The sequence below is a fragment of the Enterobacter bugandensis genome, assembly GCF_900324475.1.
GTDB classification, from domain to species: domain Bacteria; phylum Pseudomonadota; class Gammaproteobacteria; order Enterobacterales; family Enterobacteriaceae; genus Enterobacter; species Enterobacter bugandensis.
The window spans coordinates 2791659-2814286 of the sequence record NZ_LT992502.1; the positions used below are offsets into that span (position 1 = coordinate 2791659).

Sequence of the window (22628 nt, forward strand, 5' to 3'; positions counted from 1 at the left end):
CCTTGCGGTTATGGGCATGAAAAACGGGGAAGCTGGAACGGGTTGCGGATGCTGTTCGGCGCAAACTCCAGCGTGACCTGATGTCCGTCGACGTTGAAGGTGGCCTGACGGCTCAGGCTACCCGCGCCCGGACTGGTGCTCGCTTTGTCAAAAAAGCGGTTGAGCGCCCAGGAGCCGTTGGTCACAAGCGTCGCGGTGCTGCCGTTAGCCAGACCCAGCTGCATACGGACCTGGTTGGTACCGCCCGGCCCCGGCCAGTTCATGATCTGCACCGCCTGCGGACCGTGGCTGTAACGCAGCAGCTGACCGTCGACATCCAGCGTCAGGTTCAGAATGGTGTTATCCATTCGAACGGTGCGAACCGTCACCTTGAAAGACGGCGTGGTTGCGCCGTTAGCAAAGAAGGCGTCGCGAATCGACTGGGCCTGCTGGAACGGTCTCAGCAGCCCTTCGCTGCCCGGCAGGGTTTTACCGTCGATACCCGGCATAAAGCGCCAGTTTGCCTGCGTCGTATCCACTTTGCTGGTCAGGTTATCGCGAAAGAAGGTATCCATCAGCCCGGTGCCCGGCGCGAACATGCGGGCGAGATCGTCCGGAGTGACCTCAGTGCTGGCGCTGCGCACCAGCGGGTAGCGACCGGCGATCGCCTGACGGCAGAAACCGCCGACTTCAACGTTGATCCGCTTACGCACGTTTTCCAGATCGCGGCGCTGGGTATCGCTGCTGGCCCCCACCGCCATGTTGCTGAACATGGTTTGCAATCCGCCCGGCAGTCGACCGGCGCTGGCCTGCAGACGGCTGATCGCCTCGCCGCCCGGTGCCGGCATACCGCTGTTGGCGGCGTCCTGCACGGCGGTCAGGTAACGATAAAGCTCGTCCACCTGCTTAAGAAAATCATCAAAGACGATGGTCTTGCCACCCTTTTCCAGCGGCTGGGCCAGCTCAATCATCGGCGCGTAGTGGTCCGTCACCAGCTGCTCCGGCGCCTGAGTAATCGCGGCGGCCTGCGTCGGAGCATTGTCATTATTGCTGAACAGCGCTTCCAGCGTGCGGGTGGCGCGGTTGCTCTGCGCCTGCGCTTTATCGGCATCTTCCGGTGCCGGGGTATCCCGGGAGAGCGTCAGCACCTGGCTCAGGTTCTGCACCAGACGGCGCAGGGGCGAGTTTGCGCCAGAGAGCAGGCGCGCAGTGTTGATGCGCTGGGAGAGATCGGCGCTGTTGTTAAGCTGGATGTCGGCGAGAAAGCGATCCCAGTTCGCGATAAAGTCGCGCATGTAGAGCTGGCGTACGGCGTTATCGATCTGCTGTTTATCTTCCTGCGCGGTCGCGGCGCCCAGCACCCAGGCGTCGTCTTCATGCAGGGCGGTCGTTACGCTGTCAATCTGGCTGTTAAAGCTTTTCCAGTAACCGTCCGGCGTATAAAGACCCGGCACCCCTTCGCTCACCGGCTTACCGCTTTTGCGTGAAAACACCAGCTCGCTCTGTGGCCCGCCCAGGTCGGAAAGGGAGACCGGTTTGAGGTTGTCGTCATGTTCCAGCAGGCGCTTCAGGCGACCGTAGACGCGGGTTGAAAGCGGCTGCTGGTTGATCAGCGCTCTTTCACGTGCCACCAGGGATTCGTCCTGCGCGTACGGCGAGGCCTGAATTTTCGGCTCCAGCAGTTGGGTGAGATGCCATTCGAGCTGCTGCAGCTGCGCCTTCGTGACGTTTTGCGGCAGGTTGCGCTGCAGGTTGAGCATCACCCAGGAGTGCAGGAATTTGCCGTCGTAGTGCTTCGGCTGATAGAGCATCTGATAGGCTTTCAGCGCCTCGTAGCTGTACTCCACGTCGCTGCCGTTATCGTTGCGCAGCCAGGTGGTGATGTGCATAGCAACGGCGGGCAACAGCAGCTGATCCAGCGCCTTCTGGTACAGGGACTGCGAAGCATCGCTGACGTCATCCCCACGGTAAAGCCCCATGCGGCGGGAGACTGGCGGATCGTTGACATCAAACGCGTCGCTTTTCGGCAGGTCCACCAGGCCATTCAGCAACGGCAGCAGATCGAACAGGTCACGCTGCGGCTGGTTCTGCAACGCTTTGCTCTGCTGGTCCAGCAGCGGCACCTTCGCATCCACCTCTTCCAGATAGGCCTTGTTTTTAGCATAGCTGGTCAGCCACAGCCCGCCGAGGATCGCCAGCAGGGCCAGCAGCGCCACGTAGCCGGACCAGATCACCGCCCGGTTGCGCAGTTCCCACCAGCGGTTTTCCCCGGCGATCCCGGCTTCCTGGAAAATAACGTTTTGCAGCAGGTTCTTGATGAAGAAACTCTGGCCCTTCGCGCCCGGGATTGGGGCTTCTTTACTGACCGAATCCCAGTTATCGCGCTCTGCCCCTTCCGGCAGGGAGAGCGCGCGGTTCAGTTCGCCCATTACGCGGTCAAACGGCATGCCTTCCTGCGTCCCGCTGGCGAAGTAGATCCCGCGCGGGGAGAACTCAGTTTCGAAGTTGGAGCGCGCAAAGACCGTGCTCAGGTAGTCCGCCAGCAGCGGACGCAGCGCAGCGAACTCCTGCGGGAAGAGATACGCTTCGGCGCGGGTTTTCGCGTCATGCTCTTTGAGCATGGTTTCCGGCAGCCCGGCATCGAGGCGCTGCTGCAGCAGCGAAAATTCCTGCTGGAAGTTGCCCATCAGGTCGTAATCGGCGTGTTTGGTCTGCTCCCACGGCAGCGTGAAGCCCCAGATCTGGTCGCGCTGCGCTTTATCGTAGTCGGCAAACCAGGCGCGGAAGCCTTTGAGAAGGTCGGCCTTGGTCACCATCACGTACACCGGGAAGCGGATACCCAACTGTTCATGCAGCTCGGACAGGCGCTGGCGCAGGTTCACCGCCTGCTGGCGGGACGCCTCGGCAGACTGTGTCAGCAGGTCCGAAATGCTGATCGTGACGATGACGCCGTTGATCGGCTGGCGGCGACGGTACTTGCGCAGTAGCCCCATGAACTGCAGCCACTCACCGGCATCCTGCGCCTGCTCGCTCTCCTGGGTGGTATAGCGACCCGCGGTGTCCAGCAGCACGGCCTCGTTGGTGAACCACCAGTCGCAGTTGCGCGTGCCGCCAATACCGCGCAGCGCGGTCTTACCAAAACGGTCGGCCAGCGGGAACTGCAGCCCGGAGTTCACCAGCGCCGTGGTTTTACCGGAGCCCGGCGCGCCGATAATGACGTACCACGGCAGTTGATAGAGATATTGCGTGCTGAAGCGCTGGGTCCACTGGGCGCCCTGGCCCGCTTTGCTGAAGTGCGCTTTTTTAAGCATCTGCGCGGCTTCATCAAAACGGCTGGCGAGGATCTGCTCCTCACTGTTCAGGCGCTGCTGCGGATCCGCCGCCTCCGGGCTGGTGGTGTTCTCGTTGAGCTTGTCCATCAGCTTGCGGTTCAACCAGGCGTTATAAAGGCGCGGCAGAATATGGCCCTGCGCCCACAGCAGGTAGACCACGGCGATACTGATGATGCGGTTCTGTTCGGATTCGAGCGGTCGGGTGTCCACGATGGACAGCAGAGGGCCAATCATCCAGATCACCGCCGCCAGCGCCGTTACGCCGAGGAAGCTCCACAGAATGCGGTTGGTCAGAATGGAAAGAAGTGTAGTCAGCATCCTTAGTTTCCTTGCGGCAATCCGTTCAGCTCGGCCTGGGTGTTTTCAGGCGACACCAGCAGAGTAATTTCCACACGGCGGTTACGGGCGCGGTTTTCCGGCGTCGTGTTCGGCGCCACCGGGTTAATCTCGCCCCGCCCTTCCGCCTTCACGCGGCCAGGCTGAGAGAGGCTTCCCTGCAGCATTTTCTGTACGGAGCGCGCGCGTTCCAGTGAGAGCTCGTAGTTAGAGGCAAAGCGCGCGCTGCGGATCGGCACGTTATCGCTGTAGCCCACCACCAGAATTTTGCCGCTGACGTTGTTCATCGCCTGCGCAATGCGGTTGATGACCGGTTCATAGCGGTCGCGCACGACGGTCGAGGCGGAGGCAAACAGCCCGTCGCCCTTCAGGATCACGACGCTGCGATCTGCCTGGTCTTTTACCGCCACCAGGCCCGCCTCAATTTCAGGCTTCAGGAAGCCGCGCAGGTTAAGCACCGCGGGCAGCTGACGCGCCGGCTGCTGGATGGTGGTTTCCGGCAGCTGGGACTGATAAATCTTCGCCAGCACCGGGTTGGTGTTGTCGCCAAGGCGCCAGTTAAGCACGATATAAAACAGGCAGGCGATAAACCCGGCCAGCGCCACGCAGGCCCACAGGGGAACCATCGGCCGCCAGAGCTTGCGCAGCACCGGACGATCTTCCGGATGAGGAGAAAGCGGCGGCGGATAGCTGCCGCGCACGCCGCGGATCATCTGCCACAGCCGCTGCTTGATGGTTTCAAGCTGGGTGCGGCCATTGTCCAGCACCCGATAGCGCCCCTCGAAGCCGAGCAGCAGGCAGTAGTTGATCATCTCCAGCAGCAGGATATGCTCGCGCGGGTTCTGCGACAGGCGCGCCAGCAGCTGGAAGAACTTTTCGCCGCCCCAGGTTTCGTTATGGAACGTCACCAGCAGGCCATTGCTGGACCAGACGCCGCTGCTGCCCCAGGGAGTCAGCGCGGCGGCCTCGTCCAGCGCCGTGCACAGGCAGTAGCGCGCCCCGACGATCACTTCGTAGGGCAGCCCCGCCTGCTGACAGCGGACTTCAAAACGGCGAATCTCATCGATCAGGCGCTGGCGTAACGCCACCTGATCGTCATGTGATACCGAATGACGGATCTGCGGAATCGCGTTGAGCAGCGGATTGGCGGCCGCCACCAGCTGATTGTTGCTACTGGCTCCGGTAAACGCGGCATCACTGCCGCTATCCTGTCGTTCCTGCATATTAAGCGCTCGCTTTATTATTCTGTCGGGCTACGGATGGCCCAAAACTCCATATCCAGCCCCGGGAACTCCCCTGCAAGGTGCAGGGCGAATGCGCCGGACTTATCCATCTCGTGCCACAGCTCGCTACCCTTCTCCAGCTCGAAGTAGCTGTAGCCGGCATGCCACGGGATCTGCGGCGGCGCGACCGGCATGGCGCGCAGCATAATGCCCGGCAGCTGCAGCTGAACCAGATCGCGAATTTTCGAGACCGGGGCAATTTTCATCTGCGCCGGGAAATGGGTTTGCAGGTGTTCGCCCGGCACGTTTGCTTTCACCGCCAGCACGAAGCCAAATTCGCGCACCATGCTGGTTTCAGGAACAGTGGCGATGTTCAGGCCATGCGAGCGCTCGTTAAGCGGCAGCTGAATGGCGTGGTCTTCCATCACCAGCGACAGCCCCTGGCGCAGCATCAGCATCAGCTTGCTGAAGCAGTTCGCCAGATCGTCGTGATCGTAGATCGGCAGCACGCTCTCGGTGGTGCGCTGCGACGTCCAGGTCGTGAGCTCGGTGGCAAACGGCAGCCAGCTGCGCCAGAGCGTTTCCGGGTGCAGCAGCGGCAGCGTTTTTAAATGTGAAACCTCGCCCAGATGACGGTTCACGAGCGAAAGCAGCGTAAATTCAATCAGTTCAGAGGTATTAAAGCGGCCAGGCTGACGCAGGCGGCCGCCAATCTGCTGGCTGCGCTGCACCAGCAAACCGTGCAGATCGTTGATCATGCTGTAGATCTGCGGGCTGTTATTGGCGTTCAGCATCGGCGGGATGTAGCTGTTATCCAGCCGCACGTGGTTGTCGTTGCGTTTTTCAGTCACAAACGCCACGCCGATGGATGTCCATTCTGCCGTGAGGTCTTTTTCCAGCATCAGCGTCAGGCGCAGGCGGCCAAACTGGACGGTGGCATCCCCCACCGACATGGCGTTATCGTCCTCCACCTCCTGCTCAAACGCGACGAAGCGGGCCAGCGAGGCAGGCTCTTCGCTGAAAATCACCTCTTCCCGCTCGCCACGACGAACCGGCAGCGCGAGCACCACCTTTTCGTTGGTGAGATTGTCAGGAATTTTTAGCGGCGCGGGACCATTGCGTCCGTTGCGGACCTGGAAAAAGGTGCCGTCCGGCAGTAACCCGCTGCAGTAGCTCAGGGCAATGCAGCCCTGGCGAAGCATCGCTTCGTCCAGTTCTACGTCGAGAAAGCCCCAGAGATAGGAACGCTGCAGCGCACCCCACTCACGAACATGGTTGAGCAGATAACTTTCAGTCCGCTGAAAATGGTGTGGACGCAGGAACATGCCTTCGGTCCAGACGACCTTTTCTGCTTTGGTCATGATGATGTGTTTCCTGTTGTGAAGCGCGTTACTGGCTGATGACCCGAATGCCGTTTACGTCGAGAAAAACGTTGGCCTGGAGTTCATCCGCGGACCATTTCCAGAACTGGTAGATATGATTTTCGCCTGGCACAGGTAGCGGGAGTGAAACGCGCCATTTTTTACCGTCCAGCTTTTGATATTCCGCCATCACGCCGATATAACGCGCCTCAGGATCGCTCTGACCGCTGAGGGTTTTGGACAGCTGTCCCGGCATCAGGAAGAAAACGTCGCTGTTCAGCAGATTCGCGCCAAGCGTTGTTGACGCGTTGTTCTGCAGGGAATAGAAGTCGCTGGACATGAAATCCGCATCGGATTTCAACAACAGCACCCGGACTTTAAGTGGCGCAGAATCATTGATTTGTGGATGAGCCTGAAACTGCAGATTGTAGCGGGAAGGGTCGCTGTGTGAAGACGACGTACAACCACTGACAAGGGCGAAAATCGCCGCGTAAAAGACTAACCACAGCCTATGAAACTTTTTATTATTCATAAAAATACGCCCACGAAAGCCGTTTAGTTCAGGATCCAGGTACCGTTAGCGCTGTCTTTGCAGGCTTTGCTGTTGCCATCCACATCGACGCAGGTCGCTTTTTTACGCACCTTAGGACGAATGGCCTGTTTGCGGACGGTGGCTTCGTACTGGTCGGCTTTGATAACGGCACGCATCGGGACGTAGCCAATCAGCTGGTCGTTCCCCTCATCGGCGAGCGCCATCCAGTAGTGTTCAACCTGCCCCAGCACTACATAGGTTTTTCCGGTTTCCAGCGTACGGATAACCTTTCCGCCAAAATCAGGACGGCTCATCAGGGAGGCCGGGTACATGGCACGATAAGGCTCGTTGAGCTGGGTGAATTCCGTTGGCGGCACCACGGCGTGACGGTGGGTCAGGGTGACACCGTTGACCTGGCTGGTCACGATCGTGTCGTCAGTGATTGCCGGTTTCTGTGGCGCTTTACAGCCCGCCACCGCCATTACAAACAGAAGTGAAAACAGTACGCGCATTTTCATATGCTTTTCCGTAGCGATATTTTGATGATGGAGATAAGGGGATGAAATTTGACTTAGGTGCTATTGTTAAAATAGTCAGGATAATTTCGGGATGTTACTAATTTAAAGGCATAGCTACCGCACGAGCCCTTCAGAATAAGGCCCAGCGTCTTCCTGACATATTTTGACAAACGGTAAACAAGTTTACATGAGCTTTGCTTCAATTCAATATTTACCGCAGCGTAAGTGGTGGTAATTGAAGCAGCCAAAACATTATAGGATTAATCTGATAAAAAAACCCGACATGGCCTGGATCTACTTATTTCAACACCATCTAATGATATAACGCACTGTTATTAAAGCATAAAATTCAAAAGAGAACGGATTTCATTAACGCAATAATGCTATTATCGCCACTACCATAATTAGTAGAAATGGCGTTTTGGTGATATCAGAAGAAGATATCGACGATGAATTATTTGTTGCACTAACAGGGTATGTTTAATATTGCCGCATCACCTGACGACACCATCGCTATTTAACTTATTGACTGCGCCTTTAATTTCACGACTCAAAATAACTTATATTTCATGTTGTGATAATAACCCTGTAAGTGATTATACATTTTCATTAATAATTAAGCCTGAGTAAACCTTCTCATCACTATTTCGAATACCGACGTTGCTACAGTGCCTGTCAGCCGCCATGTTTCCATTTTTGAGCGACCGTCTCTTTCATTCGAAATTTTACCTGCGCTACATGCTTTCTCTCTCGATGCTATCTATCCTGCCTACCGGATGATAGATACAATTTATTATTAAAATGATAAAATTTCGTTATAATTTCTTTAAATAGTTGCATGCCAACATTTTTAACTCATTGTTATAAAGATAATTACAGGCAAGAGCCGTAACTCGACCGCGTGGATTTCCATCTCCGCCAGTCATTGCTTTTGCTTATTACCCAGCCGTTGCGCGACCAAACACGTCAGGAGTCAGTATGAACACGAAAAGACGCTCAGTTCCCGGTATCAGACACTACGATGGTCCTGCCGGCGGCTGGGGCGCGTTGAAGGCGACGGCCATTGCAGTACGTACCCAAATGGATACCCTGGACGCTCCCGCGACGCTGCTGCGTACCAACCAGCCGGACGGTTTTGACTGCCCCGGCTGCGCGTGGCCCGATAAAGAGCACAAGTCGACATTCCAGTTCTGCGAGAACGGCGCGAAAGCGGTAACCTGGGAAGCGACCAGTAAGCGCGTGACGCCCGATTTTCTGGCGGAAAACAACGTCTCCTCGCTACTGGCTAAATCAGACTTTGAGCTGGAAGGTTACGGTCGTCTGACGCATCCCCTGCGCTATGATCGGGCCAGCGATACCTTCCGGCCCGTCGACTGGGACGAGGCGTTTCAACGCATCGGGGAAATATTGCGCGGGCTCGAACCGGACCAGGTCGAGTTCTATACTTCCGGGCGCGCCTCTAACGAAGCGGCGTATCTGTTCCAGCTGTTCGCCCGCGAGTACGGCACCAATAATTTCCCGGACTGCTCGAATATGTGTCACGAGGCCACCAGCGTCGGCTTGCCGCGCTCCATCGGAATTGGGAAAGGCACCGTCTCGCTGGACGATTTCGACAAGACTGAGCTGGTGATCTCCATCGGTCACAACCCCGGCACCAACCATCCGCGAATGATGGGTACCCTGCACGAGCTGGCGCGTCGCAATGTGCCGATTATCGTTTTCAACCCGCTGCGCGAGCGCGCCCTCGAACGTTTTGCCGACCCGCAAAGCGTGATTGAAATGGCAACCTATGGCTCTACGGACATCGCCTCGACCTACTTCCAGGTGAAGGCCGGGGGCGATGCCGCCGCGCTGAAAGGCATTGCTAAACACCTTCTGGAGATGGAGGCAGAACGCGGTGACGTGCTTGACCGCGCGTTTATTGCAGAACACACCCGGGGTATTGAAGATTTTGCCGCCGATATCGCGCAGACCCGCTGGGACGACATTGAGCGCGAGTCGGGGCTCAGCCAGGCGGCGCTCAAAAAGGTGGCCGAGGCCTATGCCAAATCAAACGCCACCATCATCACTTACGGTATGGGGATTACCCAGCACAATAAAGGCACGGCGAACGTCCGCCTGATTGCTGACCTGCTGCTTCTGCGCGGGAATATCGGCAAGCCCGGCGCGGGGATCTGCCCCCTGCGCGGCCACTCTAACGTTCAGGGGAACCGGACCGTCGGGATTAGCGAGAAGCCTGCCCCGGCCTTCCTGAACCGCCTGAAAGAGGTGTTTGGCTTTGAGCCCCCTTCCCGTCACGGACACGATGCGGTGCAGGCGACGCAGGCCATGATCGACGGTCGCGCAAAAGCGCTCATTTGCCTCGGCGGTAACTTTGCCGTCGCGATGCCCGACCACGAGAACGGTTTCCCGGCGATGGGTAACCTGGATCTGAGCGTGCACGTCGGGACCAAGCTGAACCGTACCCATCTGCTGGTGGGCAAAGAGACCTTTATTTTCCCGTGTCTCGGCCGCACGGAGCTGGATATGCAGGCCACCGGCCGTCAGTCCATCACCGTCGAAGACTCTATGTCGATGGTGCATACCTCCTCCGGCAAGCTGAAACCCGCCTCGCCGTTGCTCCGTTCGGAGCCTGCCATAGTCGCTGGCCTCGCAAAGGCTACCCTGCCGGAAACACGCGTGGACTGGCTGACGCTGGTCGAGGATTACGACCGCATCCGCGATTTGATCGAGCAGACCATTCCGGGCTTTGAGAACTACAATGCGCGGATCCGTGTTCCCGGCGGCTTCCGCATGCCGCTGCCTCCGACACAGCGTATCTGGCCGACCGCAACGGGCAAAGCGATGTTCTCGGTATTCGACGGCGTACAGGAAAACGCCAGCGGTGAAGGCGAGCATGTGCTGCGCCTGATCACGCTGCGCAGCCACGACCAGTACAACACCACCATTTACGCCCTGGACGATCGCTACCGTGGCGTATTTGGCCGCCGCGACGTGCTGTTTATGAACGAAGAAGATATGGCGCAGTCAGGGCTGGAACACGGCGATCGCGTGGATATCGAAACCGCCCTCCCCGGCAGCGCGCAGCGTCTGGAAGATATTACGGTGGTGGCGTACAACATCGCCCCGGGCTCCGTCGGCGCGTATTACCCGGAGGCCAACGTGCTGGTGCCGCTCGATTATCTCGATAAGGACAGTGGTACGCCGTCGTATAAATCGGTTCCGGTTCGCATTACCCTGCGCTCGAAAGAGATCCGCATGCTGTAAGGCTTTACGCGCAGAGAAGAGTGATGGACATAAAACAGTTAAAATATTTACTCGCGCTCGACGAGACCCGCCACTTTGGTAAAGCGGCATTGCGGTGCAATATCACCCAGCCGACCCTCTCCATGCGCATCCGCAGCCTGGAAGAGGAGCTGGGGCTGGTGCTGATCGTGCGCGGGCAGCGTTTTGAAGGGTTTACGCCGGAGGGAGAGCGCATCCTCGCATGGGCGCGCGCGCTTCTTGCCGCGCACGACGGATTGCAGGCGGAAGCCGCGCTGTGTAAAGGCCAGGTGGTGGGAGAATTACGTCTGGGGATGGTGCCGCTGGCGAGCGTGGATCCGATGATCTTTATCCGCCTGCTTACGCAAAAGTACCCGGAGCTGACCTACAGCCTCTATTCTATGTCTTCGGCGCAGATTGCCGACGGCGTCAGCCGCAATCAGCTTGAGCTGGGGATTTGCTACCTGAACAGCATCGACACCAGCCTGTTTGACATTATTCAGCTTCCTAAAACGAAGATGGGGCTGCTCCACGACACCCGTCATTTCCAGCTTACCCCGGAGACGCTGACCTGGCACGACCTGACGGATTTTCCGCTGGGGTTCCTGACCAAAGGGATGCACTACCGGGCGCATATGGAGGCCAGCTTTAAAGCTGCTGGCATCGAACCGACGGCCGTTTTTGAGAGCGACTCCACGTTCCAGATCATTCAGGCGGTTCAGAGCGGCGTATGCTGCGCCGTGATGCCGCTGAATAACGGGCTGGAAGCCCTGAACAGCACTTTCAGGATTGTCCCCATCGCCGACGCGAACATTGAGGCTCCCATCGGCCTGATTATGCGCAGGCAGAAACCCGTCTCTTCGCTGGCGCTGCGCTGTTTTACCGACGCGCAGGCGATTTATCACGCGGGCAAGGAGGCGTAAGCCTGACGCGTCACCACGCTGAAACCGCCGATCAGCACCGCGGCGCAGACCTCCCGGTATTCCGGCGCACTCACCAGCTCGCGCAGCGCATCGCGAATGGCGTTGAGCGTTTCTGGGGACGTGCTTCGCGACGTGATTAATGGCAGCCCTGGCGTCAGCGGCGTTCGATCGAACGCCGCCAGCCCCGCAAGCCGTTCCGGCTCATGACGCTCCAGCAGCGCCCAGGTCACGCAGTCGATGGCGGCGATATCGCTCTTCCCGCGCTGCACGTCAATCAGCGACTGACGGTGGCTGCCGCTGAAAGACGTTTGTGAAAAAAATGGTCCGTCAACAATCAGGGGAGCCACCTTTTTTCGCAGCGCGTTATAGCCGGACTGCGAGTCTTCCGAATTACAAACCGCCCGACGTCCGCGAAAATCCGCCAGCGTGAGATGCCTTTCCTCCGCGCGCGCTACCAGAAAACTGCGGTACTGGCTCCCTTCGCAGCCCGCGGCGGTGTAGTGAAAACAGCCCACCACCTGTACCTCCGGGAGCTGCGTCACCAGCGGGTAGCCGCATGTCTGGCTGAGGATAAGCTCAGGCTGCTGCCAGTGGGCCAGCAGGTCAGACTCCGGCCAGCCGGGAGCACCACCGACGGGCACGCCACGCGCGGCCAGCAGATGCTGCACCGCCAGCCAGAGCGCGCGGGTATCGCCGCGATCCACGGCGTACATGGGAAACGCCAGCAGGTTACTCATACCTCTCCTCCTGTTGTTTTCCGGGATGGACGGTGACCTCCACTGGCCGGGTCCAGAACTGGCGTAGCCATTCACCGTAGCCCCGGACCACAAAGCCGTGGTTACGCTGCCGGTACGCCTCCCGGTTTTGCCGGTAGATCGTCGGCAACCCGTACCAGGGAACGCCCGGTAAATCGTGGTGAATAGAATGGTAGTTGAGATTCAAAAACAGCACCCGCCAGACTAGCCCGGCCTCGTTAATCACCGAGCGCGCGAGCGGATCGTCTGCCGCCCGATGTTCGTAGAACGAGCGGACCTTGGTCAGCGCCAGCGCCGGATAGCTCACCGCCAGCACAAACCAGACGGGCGAAAAGCCGTGATGCACCATCCACGCGAAAAGTGCCGCCAGCAGCAGAACGTGAACCAGCCACATCGTCATCGCCCGCAGGTGAAAATCACGAAACGCCGCCACGGCGCCACCCAGCGCCTGAAGTATATCCAGCAGCGGCGCCAGCACCAGCCGCCCGACGAAAGTATTCCGGGCCCGGATCGCGCGCTTCTGCCACGGGGAAAAGCGCGCCCAGCTCGCCTCGGTGAAATAATACGACTCCGGGTCATCCGCCGGAAAGGTCAGGCTATCGTGACGGTGATGGGCCAGATGGGAATCCCGGTACAGGCCATACGGATACCAGACCGCCAGAGGGAGCGTGCCGAACAGCTGGTTAAGCCAGGCAAAACGGGTGGGATGCCCGTGGATCAGCTCGTGCTGCAGGGACATGTACCAGGCGGTAAACCAGATAAGCAGCAGCGTGGCGGGAAGCAGGCCGAGCGTTTGCCAGAATGTTAGGGTGGAAAACCAGCCGGTATAGATAATGACGATCAGCAGCCACGTAGGGAGTTCACTTCGCCACAGAATCCCAGATGCAAGTCGGTGGATGTGATTGCGCTGCTGCGGATGTAAATAGAGGGAGCTTCGTTTACTCATTCCTTCAGATGCCGTTTCGCCAGAGACAATACTCTGACGATCGGGGATAACGCCTGAAATGACAAAGAACTTAAATCGCTTTGCTTTGCCGGAAACGCAGGGTCACGCCCGGCTTGACTTATTCTGTGGTAAAGGTACTTTTCAGGACATGAAGAAAATACTAATTATCGTACCTGACGGCGGCATGCTGTTTGAGGCCGCCGGTATCGCCGACATTCTGATGCAGGCCAACCGGCTGCATCCGGAAGGGCTGACCCAGCCCCGCTACCGTATCATCATTGCCACCACTCAGCCCCATCAGGTGATCCACGGCCAGTCTGGCCTGAACCTGCTGGCGGACTATCGTCTGCCGGAGCTGGATCCGCGCGAACCGCTGGACACCATTATCATCACCGGACGCGGGATCAACGAGCAGGAGAGCACGGCGGTGGTGGACTGGCTGCATCTCGCTGCGCCGCACGCCCGGCGGGTCGCCTCCATTTGCGGGGGCGCGATGCTGCTTGCCCAGACCGGCTTGCTGGACGGCCGCCGCGCAACCACCCACTGGCGGCTGCTGGAGACGATGCAAGCCCAGTACCCGGCTATCCACGTCGAAGGCGGCCCGCTGTATATTCAGGATGGCCCCATCTGGACCTCCGGCGGCGTGAGTTCCGGGTTCGATCTGACCCTGGCGCTGGTGGAAGACGACTACGGATTTACCCTCGCCCGCGACGTGGCGCAGGATATGGTGATGTATCTGCGTCGCCCCGGCGGACAGCTGCAGTTCAGCCGCTACAGCCTGCAGCAGCCTGGCGCATCGGGGCCCATAAGCGAACTGCAAACCTGGATCCTGCAGAACCTCACCGCCGACCTGTGCGTGGAAAATTTGGCCGAAAAGGTGGCGATGAGCCCGCGCAATTTCACCCGGGTTTTTACCCGCGACGCGGGCGTCTCGCCTGCCCGTTACGTGATGGAAGCGCGCCTGGCCGCCGCCCGACAGCTGCTTGAGCAGACCCATGATCCCCTTGAGCGGGTTGCCGAGCAAAGCGGGTTTGGCACCAGCATTAACCTGCGCCGCGTGTTTGAGAAACAGCTCCACCTCACGCCAGGCGAGTACCGCCAGCGCTTCCACTGCCGCAAGATGGCGTAATCTGATCCTTTTTTGTCGTTTACGCCAACCGGTCCCGCGCCTACAGTGACTCCAGACAACAGAGATAAGGAGTGCACCATGGTTAAGGTCGGTATTAACGGTTTCGGCCGTATCGGACGTAATTTCCTGCGCGCGGCGCTGGGTAACCCGGATCTTCAGATTGTGGCCATTAACGATCTGACGGACAGTAAAACCCTCGCCCACCTGCTGAAACATGATTCCCTTCTGGGCAAACTGCCCGCGCCCGTTGAAGCGGCTGACGGCGCGCTGCAGGTGGACGGTCAGCGGATTGTGGTGTTTAGCGAACGCGACCCGGCAAATATTCCGTGGCGCGATGTTGGTGTTGACGTGGTAATTGAGGCCACCGGCTTCTTTACCGATCGGGAAAAAGCGGCGGTGCACGTCACGCAGGGTGGCGCAAAGCGCGTCATCATCTCCGCGCCCGGCAAGAATGACGATCTGACGGTTGTGATGGGAGTGAACCACGATCGCTACGACCCGGCTCAGCACGTGGTCGTCAGTAACGGGAGCTGTACCACTAACGGTCTGGCGCCGGCGGCTCAGGTGCTGCATCAGCAGTTCGGGATCGAGCATGGTCTGATGAACACGACGCACGCCTACACCAACAGCCAGGCGCTGCACGACCAGCCGGAAAAAGATCTGCGCGGCGCGCGCGCGGCGGCGCTGTCGATTGTGCCTTACTCCAGCGGCGCGGCGAAAGCGCTGGGCAAAGTGATCCCCTCCCTGGACGGCAAGCTGACCGGGTACTCCCTGCGCGTGCCGGTGCCGGTGGTGTCGATTGTGGATTTAACGGTAACGCTCAGCCGTAGCGTAACCGCCGAAGAGGTGAATGAGGCGTTCCGCAACGCGGCCGCCAGCGGGCCTTTGAAAGGGATCCTGGGCTATAGCGATGAACCGCTGGTCTCCAGCGACTACCAGGGCGACCCGCGCTCCTCCATTATCGACGGGCTTTCCACGCTGGTGATTGGCGGGAACATGGTGAAGATCCTGGCGTGGTATGACAACGAGTGGGGCTTCTCTAACCGCCTGGTGGATCTGGCGGTGCTAATGGATAAGAAAGGGCTGTAAGCCTGGAGCCGGGTGGCGCGAACGCTCACCCGGCAAAAAAATCATTCCGCTTTCACTTTCACGCCCATCAACACAATCACCATCGCCGTCACCAGCAGGAACCCGCTTCCGGCGAATACGCCGCTGGCACCGTTAAGGTCAAATACCGCCCCGCCCCCGGCCGCACCGGCGCTTATCGCCAGCTGGATTGAGGCCACCAGCAGCCCCCCTGCACTTTCGGCTTCATCCGGAACGGTGGTGGCAAGCCAGGTTGACCAGCCCACCGGAACCAGACCAAACGCAAAGCCCCACAGCGCCACCAGGAAACCGTCCAGCATTGCCAGATGGCCAAACGCCACCATCGTCAGCGCCAGTATGCCCATGGCGAACGGCACCAGCGCCAGCGTCAGGCGTAGATTACGTGCCAGCAGATGTCCGGCAACGGAAGTACCGACAAAGTTCGCCAGCCCAAAGCCCAGCAGGATCAGTGAAATGGTCTCAACGTTCGCCTGCCCCACCGTTTCCAGGAACGGGCGCAGGTAGGTAAAGAAGGCGAAATGGCCGCTGAAGATCAGAATAGTGGCCAGCATGCCGCCGATCATGCCCGGTCGACGCAGCACGCGGAACAGCGTGCTGAGGCTACCGCTGCTCTCGGGCTTCATGGACGGCAGCACCCAGATCTGCCACAGCAACGCCAGTACGCTCGGCAGTATGCAGAGCACAAAGACGTTGCGCCAGCCGATCAGGCTACCCAGATAGCTCCCCAGCGGGGCAGCAACCACGGTGGCAATCGACACGCTGGAGAAGATCACCGCCAGCGCCTTCGGCACTTTATCCGTCGGAACCAGGCGCATCGTGGTGGCCGTCGACATCGCCCAGAAGCCACCGATGGCGACCCCTAACAGCAGGCGCCCCATCAGCAGGACGTGCAGCGTAGGCGCAAAGGCCACCAGCAGGCTGGAGATGATTTGCAGCACGGAGAAAAACATGAGTACCCAGCGACGGTCGATACTTTTGGTCGCCGGCGTAATCAGAAGCCCGGTGACCAGCGCCACCAGCGCGGTGGCGGTGACGGCCTGCCCGGCCATGCCCTCGCTGACGCCCAGGCTCGCGGCCATCGGCGTCAGCAAACTGGCTGGCAGGAACTCAGCCGTTATCAACCCAAACACGCCCAGCCCCAGTGAATAGACGGCCCGCCAGGCGGGTCTGGCTGGCGCCACGGCCTCTCTCGCCACGACACATGAATTCATCTGTTGTTCTCCCGTTATAAAAATGTGACAACTGTCGCAAAAGCATAAAGGGTTCACCGTGGACGATCTATGACATATAATCTCCACTTATTGATTATTCGTCCGGAGTTGCGCCATGACCGTTCAGTCCCCCGATTTGATCAGCGAACTCTTACGCGGCATGCGCCTGTCGGGCGTGAAATACCGACGGATTGAAGCCAGCGCGCCGTTTGGCGTGGCGTTCCACCAGGCGCCCGGTAAGGCGCAGTTCCATTTTGTGAGCCACGGTAGCGCCCTGCTGCGTATGGAGAGCGGTGCGACCTTCGAACTGAGCGGCGGCGACGCGCTGTTTATTCCTGGCGGGAATGCCCACGCCCTGCTCTCTGACGCGCAGGCAGCCATTACCCCGGTGAACGCTTTTCCGAGCGAACCTATCTGCGGCTCGGTGTGCGCCATTACCTGCGAGCCCTGTCCGGAGAGCGAGAACACCATCATCTTTAGCGGGTGTATGGATTTTGAGCTCGGCGGGATGCAGCCGCTGATCAAAGCAATGCCGGAAGTGATGATGGTCAGCCGGCTGATGTCCACCTGGCCGGAAATTCATCCGCTACTGGCGGCGATGGAGCGAGAATCCATGACCCGTCAGGCCGGGTTCGCCGGGATCCTTGCCCGGCTGGCTGACGTGGTGGCGGCGTTAATTGTGCGCGGCTGGGTTGAGGGCGGCTGCGGTAAAGCCACCGGCTGGGTGCAGGTTTTACGCGACCCGCGCCTGAGCCGGGCCATTTACGCCATGCACCAGCAGCCTGGCCTGAACTGGAGCGTGGCGGATCTGGCGAAAGAAGCGGGCACCTCACGCTCCGTGTTTGCCGAACGGTTTCTGGCCGCGACGGGGACGACCCCGGCAAAGTATCTCAGCGAACTGAGAATGCGGCTGGCGATTCAGTACATTCGTCACGAAAATCAGCCGATTGAAACGGTCGCCCTGCGGCTGGGTTACGGATCGCTGGCGGCGTTTAGCCGGGCCTTTAAGCGCATCATTGGCCATGCGCCGGGCACGCTGCGGGAAGCCGGCCAGGCCCCGGAAGAGGTCTGACCGGCAGGCTGGCATCAGAAAGAGTATTTAAAGCGCACGCGGCCACCGTAGCGATCGTCGTTTTTCTTATCGCCCGCTTTCGGGGAAGCGTTGACCCAGGACGCATACGCGCCCAGATAGATGTTGAAGTTTTTCATCTTCATGACGTTCGGGATCAGGTACGTCGTATGGATGGTATGAATATCATACTCGCCCGTCGCGTCCAGGTAAGCGGTGTTGAGGTTCATGACCACGCCGTTCTCCGGATCGGTTTTAAGCCCGTCCCAGGTCATAGTAAACCCGTAGCCGTCGCTGTAGAGATCGTCCGACTTTAATTTCCCCGTCGTTCACAGAACCGAAGAAGAATACCGCATCATCGAGATACATTTTCCCGCCGAGAGGCTGAACGGAAAATCCGGCAAAATTGCCGTTATCCATTTTCCGATAACCATCAAAACCTCATAAATTATGCCCGTTAATATCCCAGCGTTCTTTATATCCCGGCGCCCGGTCGCTATTAGTGCTTTGCTTAATGGAGGTCAGACTGCCTGTTTTACTGGCGGCATCTATATTAAACTCCACGTCACCATAAAATTTAATATCACCAAACCCTGAAAGCGTCAGCTTTGGCGGTTCGGCTTTGCTCACCGGCTCTTCTGACTGCACAACAACGGCGGGTGCTGCCTGCGCGGCGGCCGCCTGCTGCTGTCTAAGCGCCGGAATAAAATGCACTTATCAGTTTTACCGTTTTTTTTAATTTCATAAAATCCATCCTGATTATAAAAGTGAATACGCAAATAGAGAGCATCGCCATTTCGACTACATAGCCTTTTGGGTTCTATTATTTTTTTTGTTGCACAACAAATCCTTCCGGACAGGGCGTGCGAAGCGGTAAATTGTCTGGTTCTGCGCAAAATGGGATATTCAACACGCGAAGCGGGCAATATTCGTCTAAGGTTTTCAGGTGATTGATAACAGCGGTCACGCTGTTCAGGAATACAGGAGACGAACCGATGATAAGACCTCGTACTTTACGCCCTGCTCTTTTGCACCTCGCGCTGGGAGGCGCGCTGCTCGGTGTGGCAACGATGGGTTATGCTGAAGAACAGCCAGCCTACCAGAAAAATTCACCCGATATTTTGCTTGGCCCTCTGTTTAACGACGTGCAGAGTGCCAAACTGTTTCCCGATCAGAAAACCTTTGCCGATGCCGTTCCCAAAAGCGACCCGCTGATGATACTGGCGGATTACCGGATGCAGCACACCCAGACAAGCTTTGACCTGCGCCACTTTGTGGAGATGAACTTCATGCTGCCTGCGGAAGGTGAAAAATATGTGCCGCCTGCGGGACAAAGCTTACGTGAGCACATTGACGACCTCTGGCCGGTGCTGACGCGCACCACGGATAAAGCCAGTAACAAATGGGATTCCCTGCTGCCGTTACCGAAACCTTACGTTGTGCCCGGCGGGCGCTTCCGCGAGGTCTACTACTGGGATAGCTATTTCACCATGCTGGGCCTGGCGGAGAGCGAGCACTGGGACAAAATCAGCGATATGGTGGATAACTTTGCGTATGAGATTGATACCTTCGGCCATATCCCCAACGGTAACCGCAGCTACTACCTGAGCCGCTCCCAGCCGCCGTTCTTCTCACTGATGGTTGAGCTGCTGGCAACGCATGACAAAGACGCGCTGAAAAAATACCGTCCACAAATGGAGAAAGAGTACACCTACTGGATGAAGGGTGTAGAAAGCCTTCAGCCTGGGCAGGCTAACCAGCGCGTGGTGAAGCTCGATGACGGTTCCGTACTCAACCGCTACTGGGACGATCGCGATACCCCGCGCCCGGAGTCCTGGCTTGACGATATCACCACGGCGAAGAGCAACCCTAACCGGCCTGCGACGGAGATCTACCGCGATTTGCGCTCCGCAGCGGCCTCGGGCTGGGACTTTAGCTCCCGCTGGATGGACGACCCGCAAAAGCTCGGCACCATCCGCACCACCAGCATTGTGCCCGTCGATCTTAACGCCCTGATGTTTAAAATGGAAAAACTGCTCGCGCGAGCAGGCCAGGAGGCGGGCGACAGCGCGGCGGCGAGTAAATACGAGGCATTAGCAACCGCGCGTCAAAAAGCCATTGAGCGCCACCTGTGGAACGATAAAGAGGCTGGTACGCCGATTACGATCTCAAGAGTAAGAAGGTGCGCAACCAGCTCACGGCGGCGGCCCTCTTCCCGCTCTACGTGAAGGCGGCGGCACAGGATCGCGCCGATAAAGTGGCCGCGGCCACTTCCGCGCGCCTGTTGAAGCCGGGCGGTATTACCACCACCACCATCAACAGCGGCCAGCAGTGGGATGCGCCAAACGGCTGGGCACCGCTGCAGTGGGTGGCAACGGAAGGGTTGCAGAACTATGGGCAGGATAAGGTTGCAATGGACGTGACCTGGCGCTTCCTGAAGAACGTTCAGCACACTTACGACCGCGAGAAGAAGCTGGTGGAGAAATATGATGTCTCTTCTACCGGTACCGGCGGTGGCGGCGGTGAATATCCGCTCCAGGATGGGTTCGGCTGGAGTAACGGCGTGACGCTGAAAATGCTGGATCTGGTTTGTCCGAAAGAGAAACCGTGCGACAGCGTGCCGGAAAATCAGCCTGCGGCGAACGATGAGGCTGCGCCGGTGAAAGCTGCGGCGCAGTAAGGGAGTATTGCCGGGTGATGGCTACGCCTTACCCGGCTTACATTTTGAACTCACAGGGATTGACTCAGAAGCTGTAACTCGCCCCTAGCTGATACGTCCTGTCACGCCCAATCCAGCAGTTAGTCGCATCGTAGCAGGTCAGCGTCTCTTTATTGGTGATGTTCTGCATACTTGCCTTAAGCGTCAGCCCCGCCAGCGAAGGCAGAATTTCGCCCATCCGGTACGACGCCGCCAGATCGTACTGCGTGGTGCCCCCCAGCTTACCCGCATCGTTAGACGGTGAAATCTCCATCGGCCCGGTATAGCGCGCCCCGGCGCCCAGCATCAGCCCCTTCAGCGGCGTGCTCTCGAAGGTGTAGTCCCCCCACAGGTTGAACGCATTTTCCGGCACCTGAGTGGGACGCTTGCCCTGGTATTTATCATCTTCGGTATTAATTACGTGGGTGTAGGCATAGTTGGCAATCAGCGTCAGGTTGTCCGTCGGGCGGCTGATGGCGGAGAGCTCCGCGCCTTTGGATTCCACTTCACCAGTCTGACGGTAGTTCAGGAAGCCCGGGTCGGAGGTGACGACGTTTTTCTGCCGGATGTTAAACACCGAGGCGGTAAACGTCGTGGCGTACTCTGCCAGCAGATATTTTACCCCGCCTTCCACCTGCTTGCTGGTGGTTGGCTTGACGTCTTTCGCCGTGAGCGTCCCCTGCGGCGAGACCGGTGCAAAACCCTCTGAATAGCTGATAAACGGCGAAATACCGTTATCGAAGGCGTAAAGCGCCCCCAGGCGTTTGGTAACGCGATCCTGCGATACCCAGGCCTTATCGCCGTTTTGCAGGTAATCGGTGGTGACGGAGCGGTAATCGTCGTAGCGCAGGCTGCCCAACAGACTTAAGCCGCCAAATTCCACCTGATCCTGCAGGTAGTACCCGTTCTGCTGGTAGCTGAGGCGGTTTTTCTGGGCGGTGTAAAGCCCCAGCGCGCTTTCGTGGATTTGCGAATAGTCCGGATTACGCATATCCATGCCCGGCGTAGTCGACGCGTAGCGGTAGCGGAAATGGGAGTTCAGCCTCTGATAGTCAAACCCGGCCAGCAGATGGTGTTTCCAGTCGCCCAGCGCAACGGTTTTAGTCACCTGGTTGTCGATGTTGAAGCTCTTAAGATCTTCATCGGTGGTATAGGCAAAGCGGTTAAGCTGATAGACCTCACTTCCCGTTCCCGTCGCGTAGACGCTGTTCTGGTGGGTATCGACGTCGAAATAGCGCGCTTTCTGATTAAAGCCCCAGCCGCTGTCAAACTCGTGTTCGAAGCTGTAGCCCAGCATCCACTGGCGCTGCTTAAACCCGCTCCACTCATCTCCGGCGTAATCCCGGCGATCGGCATATTTGGACCGCAGATAAGCGAGCGGCAGCGGGTTAGACGGCGTCAGGCTCGGGGAGTTTTGCGCCAGCGCATCCAGGGTGAGGCGGGTTTTACTGTCGGGTTGCCATGTAACGGACGGGGCGACCAGATAATTTTCATAGCGGCTGGTGTGCGGCTGATCGTCATTCTCCGTCGCTTTACCCAGCAGGCGGTAATTCCAGTCGCTGTCGGCAATTTGTCCGGTCGAATCGAGGTAGCCTTCTTTCAGATTACGGTTCCCGGTGTTAAAACCGACCTCGGTTCGGGCTTCCCGCTGCGGCTTTTTGCTTTGAATATTTACCAGCCCGCCCGGCGAACCGCCGCCGTAAAGCACCGATGAAGGCCCTTTCAGGATATCGACGCTCTCTATTAACAGCGGATCGATGCGCGCCTTGGTGTTGCCGGTGACGTTATAGGGTAGCTGCAGCCCGTTGTAAAACTCCTGATCAACGGTAAAGCCACGAATTTTGTATTCGCTCATATAGGAGGTATTCCCCCGCACCTCGGTTGAGACGCCTGGGGCATAGCGCAGGATTTCATTCACGGAGTTCGCGTGACGCTTTTCGATCTCCGGCGCAGAGAGCGTGTTGATAACCTGCGGCGTTTTACTTTCGGCAACGGCCGATTTGGTGGCGCTGTTGGTCCAGGCCGGCAGCGCGCTGCCCTGCTCTGAGCCCGTGACGACAATGGTTGATTCTTCGGCGAAAGCCTGGACCTGCAATGCCAGCGTGACTGCACCCGCCAGGGTGCATAACGTAAAACGTGAGGAGTTCATAATGTCGTCTTGTTATTACATGCAATACGGAACGACAATTATTATCATTTAGATTAGCAAATCAATATGGCGGCAAAAAAAACGGCCCTCCGCAGA

The 22628-nt window shown here is 58.3% G+C and carries 14 protein-coding genes and 2 pseudogenes; 6 read left to right on the forward strand and 10 right to left on the reverse strand.

Annotated features, from left to right (window positions below; all coding sequences use genetic code 11):
• Positions 1 to 8: 8 nt before the first annotated feature.
• From tssM to DG357_RS13610, 5 genes are read right to left on the reverse strand one after another with little or no spacing between them, the layout of a single operon-like run.
• Positions 9 to 3629 (reverse strand): type VI secretion system membrane subunit TssM, encoded by a 3621-nt coding sequence (gene tssM / locus DG357_RS13590; RefSeq protein ID WP_045260278.1) that lies wholly within the window; start codon positions 3627 to 3629, stop codon positions 9 to 11.
• 2 nt (positions 3630 to 3631) lie between these two features.
• The gene (locus DG357_RS13595; protein ID WP_028013493.1) at positions 3632 to 4870 is read right to left on the reverse strand and encodes a DotU family type VI secretion system protein; all 1239 of its coding nucleotides are present in this window, start codon (positions 4868 to 4870) and stop codon (positions 3632 to 3634) included.
• A gap of 17 nt (positions 4871 to 4887) precedes the next feature.
• Positions 4888 to 6231 carry a type VI secretion system baseplate subunit TssK gene (gene tssK / locus DG357_RS13600; RefSeq protein ID WP_041909533.1) on the reverse strand — a complete coding sequence of 448 codons (1344 nt, stop codon included), beginning with the start codon at positions 6229 to 6231 and terminating at the stop codon, positions 4888 to 4890.
• A gap of 28 nt (positions 6232 to 6259) precedes the next feature.
• Entirely contained in the window at positions 6260 to 6763 is a 504-nt protein-coding gene (tssJ, locus tag DG357_RS13605) for a type VI secretion system lipoprotein TssJ (protein ID WP_088205038.1), read from the reverse strand.
• A gap of 23 nt (positions 6764 to 6786) precedes the next feature.
• A complete protein-coding gene (locus DG357_RS13610) occupies positions 6787 to 7281 on the reverse strand; it encodes a hypothetical protein (protein ID WP_028013496.1) in 495 nt (164 codons plus the stop codon).
• 978 nt (positions 7282 to 8259) lie between these two features.
• Between DG357_RS13610 and DG357_RS13615 the strand changes: the two genes are divergently transcribed.
• A complete protein-coding gene (locus tag DG357_RS13615; RefSeq protein ID WP_088205039.1) occupies positions 8260 to 10548 on the forward strand; it encodes an FdhF/YdeP family oxidoreductase in 2289 nt (762 codons plus the stop codon).
• Between the two features lie 23 nt (positions 10549 to 10571).
• Positions 10572 to 11468 (forward strand): LysR family transcriptional regulator, encoded by an 897-nt coding sequence (locus tag DG357_RS13620; protein WP_063437361.1) that lies wholly within the window; start codon positions 10572 to 10574, stop codon positions 11466 to 11468.
• Here the strand turns inward: DG357_RS13620 and DG357_RS13625 are convergent.
• On the reverse strand, positions 11447 to 12205 hold the full coding sequence (locus tag DG357_RS13625) for a phosphate/phosphite/phosphonate ABC transporter substrate-binding protein (protein WP_063437362.1): 759 nt from the start codon (positions 12203 to 12205) through the stop codon (positions 11447 to 11449). The genes DG357_RS13620 and DG357_RS13625 overlap by 22 nt on opposite strands.
• Positions 12198 to 13169 carry a fatty acid desaturase gene (locus DG357_RS13630; RefSeq protein WP_088205040.1) on the reverse strand — a complete coding sequence of 324 codons (972 nt, stop codon included), beginning with the start codon at positions 13167 to 13169 and terminating at the stop codon, positions 12198 to 12200. The genes DG357_RS13625 and DG357_RS13630 overlap by 8 nt, the downstream gene beginning before the upstream one ends.
• A 148-nt stretch (positions 13170 to 13317) precedes the next feature.
• On the opposite strand from DG357_RS13630, the gene DG357_RS13635 reads away from it, so the two are divergent.
• Positions 13318 to 14298, forward strand: coding sequence for a GlxA family transcriptional regulator (locus DG357_RS13635; RefSeq protein ID WP_028013500.1), 981 nt, complete (start codon positions 13318 to 13320; stop codon positions 14296 to 14298).
• A 78-nt stretch (positions 14299 to 14376) separates the two neighbouring features.
• Positions 14377 to 15387, forward strand: coding sequence for a type I glyceraldehyde-3-phosphate dehydrogenase (gene gap, locus DG357_RS13640; protein WP_049138809.1), 1011 nt, complete (start codon positions 14377 to 14379; stop codon positions 15385 to 15387).
• A gap of 41 nt (positions 15388 to 15428) precedes the next feature.
• Here the strand turns inward: gap and DG357_RS13645 are convergent, their stop codons facing one another.
• Complete coding sequence (locus DG357_RS13645; protein ID WP_045260284.1) at positions 15429 to 16616, reverse strand: MFS transporter; 1188 nt, start codon at positions 16614 to 16616, stop codon at positions 15429 to 15431.
• A gap of 115 nt (positions 16617 to 16731) precedes the next feature.
• Between DG357_RS13645 and DG357_RS13650 the strand changes: the two genes are divergently transcribed.
• The gene (locus tag DG357_RS13650) at positions 16732 to 17688 is read left to right on the forward strand and encodes an AraC family transcriptional regulator (RefSeq protein ID WP_028013503.1); all 957 of its coding nucleotides are present in this window, start codon (positions 16732 to 16734) and stop codon (positions 17686 to 17688) included.
• 14 nt (positions 17689 to 17702) lie between these two features.
• Here DG357_RS13650 and DG357_RS13655 read toward each other — a convergent pair.
• Positions 17703 to 18399 (reverse strand): annotated as a pseudogene (locus DG357_RS13655) (carbohydrate porin).
• 281 nt (positions 18400 to 18680) lie between these two features.
• On the opposite strand from DG357_RS13655, the pseudogene DG357_RS13660 reads away from it, so the two are divergent.
• Positions 18681 to 20365, forward strand: a pseudogene (locus tag DG357_RS13660) (alpha,alpha-trehalase).
• A gap of 64 nt (positions 20366 to 20429) precedes the next feature.
• Here DG357_RS13660 and DG357_RS13665 read toward each other — a convergent pair.
• Positions 20430 to 22532: a TonB-dependent siderophore receptor gene (locus DG357_RS13665; RefSeq protein WP_088205042.1), complete on the reverse strand. Its 2103-nt coding sequence runs from the start codon at positions 22530 to 22532 to the stop codon at positions 20430 to 20432.
• Positions 22533 to 22628: the final 96 nt, after the last annotated feature.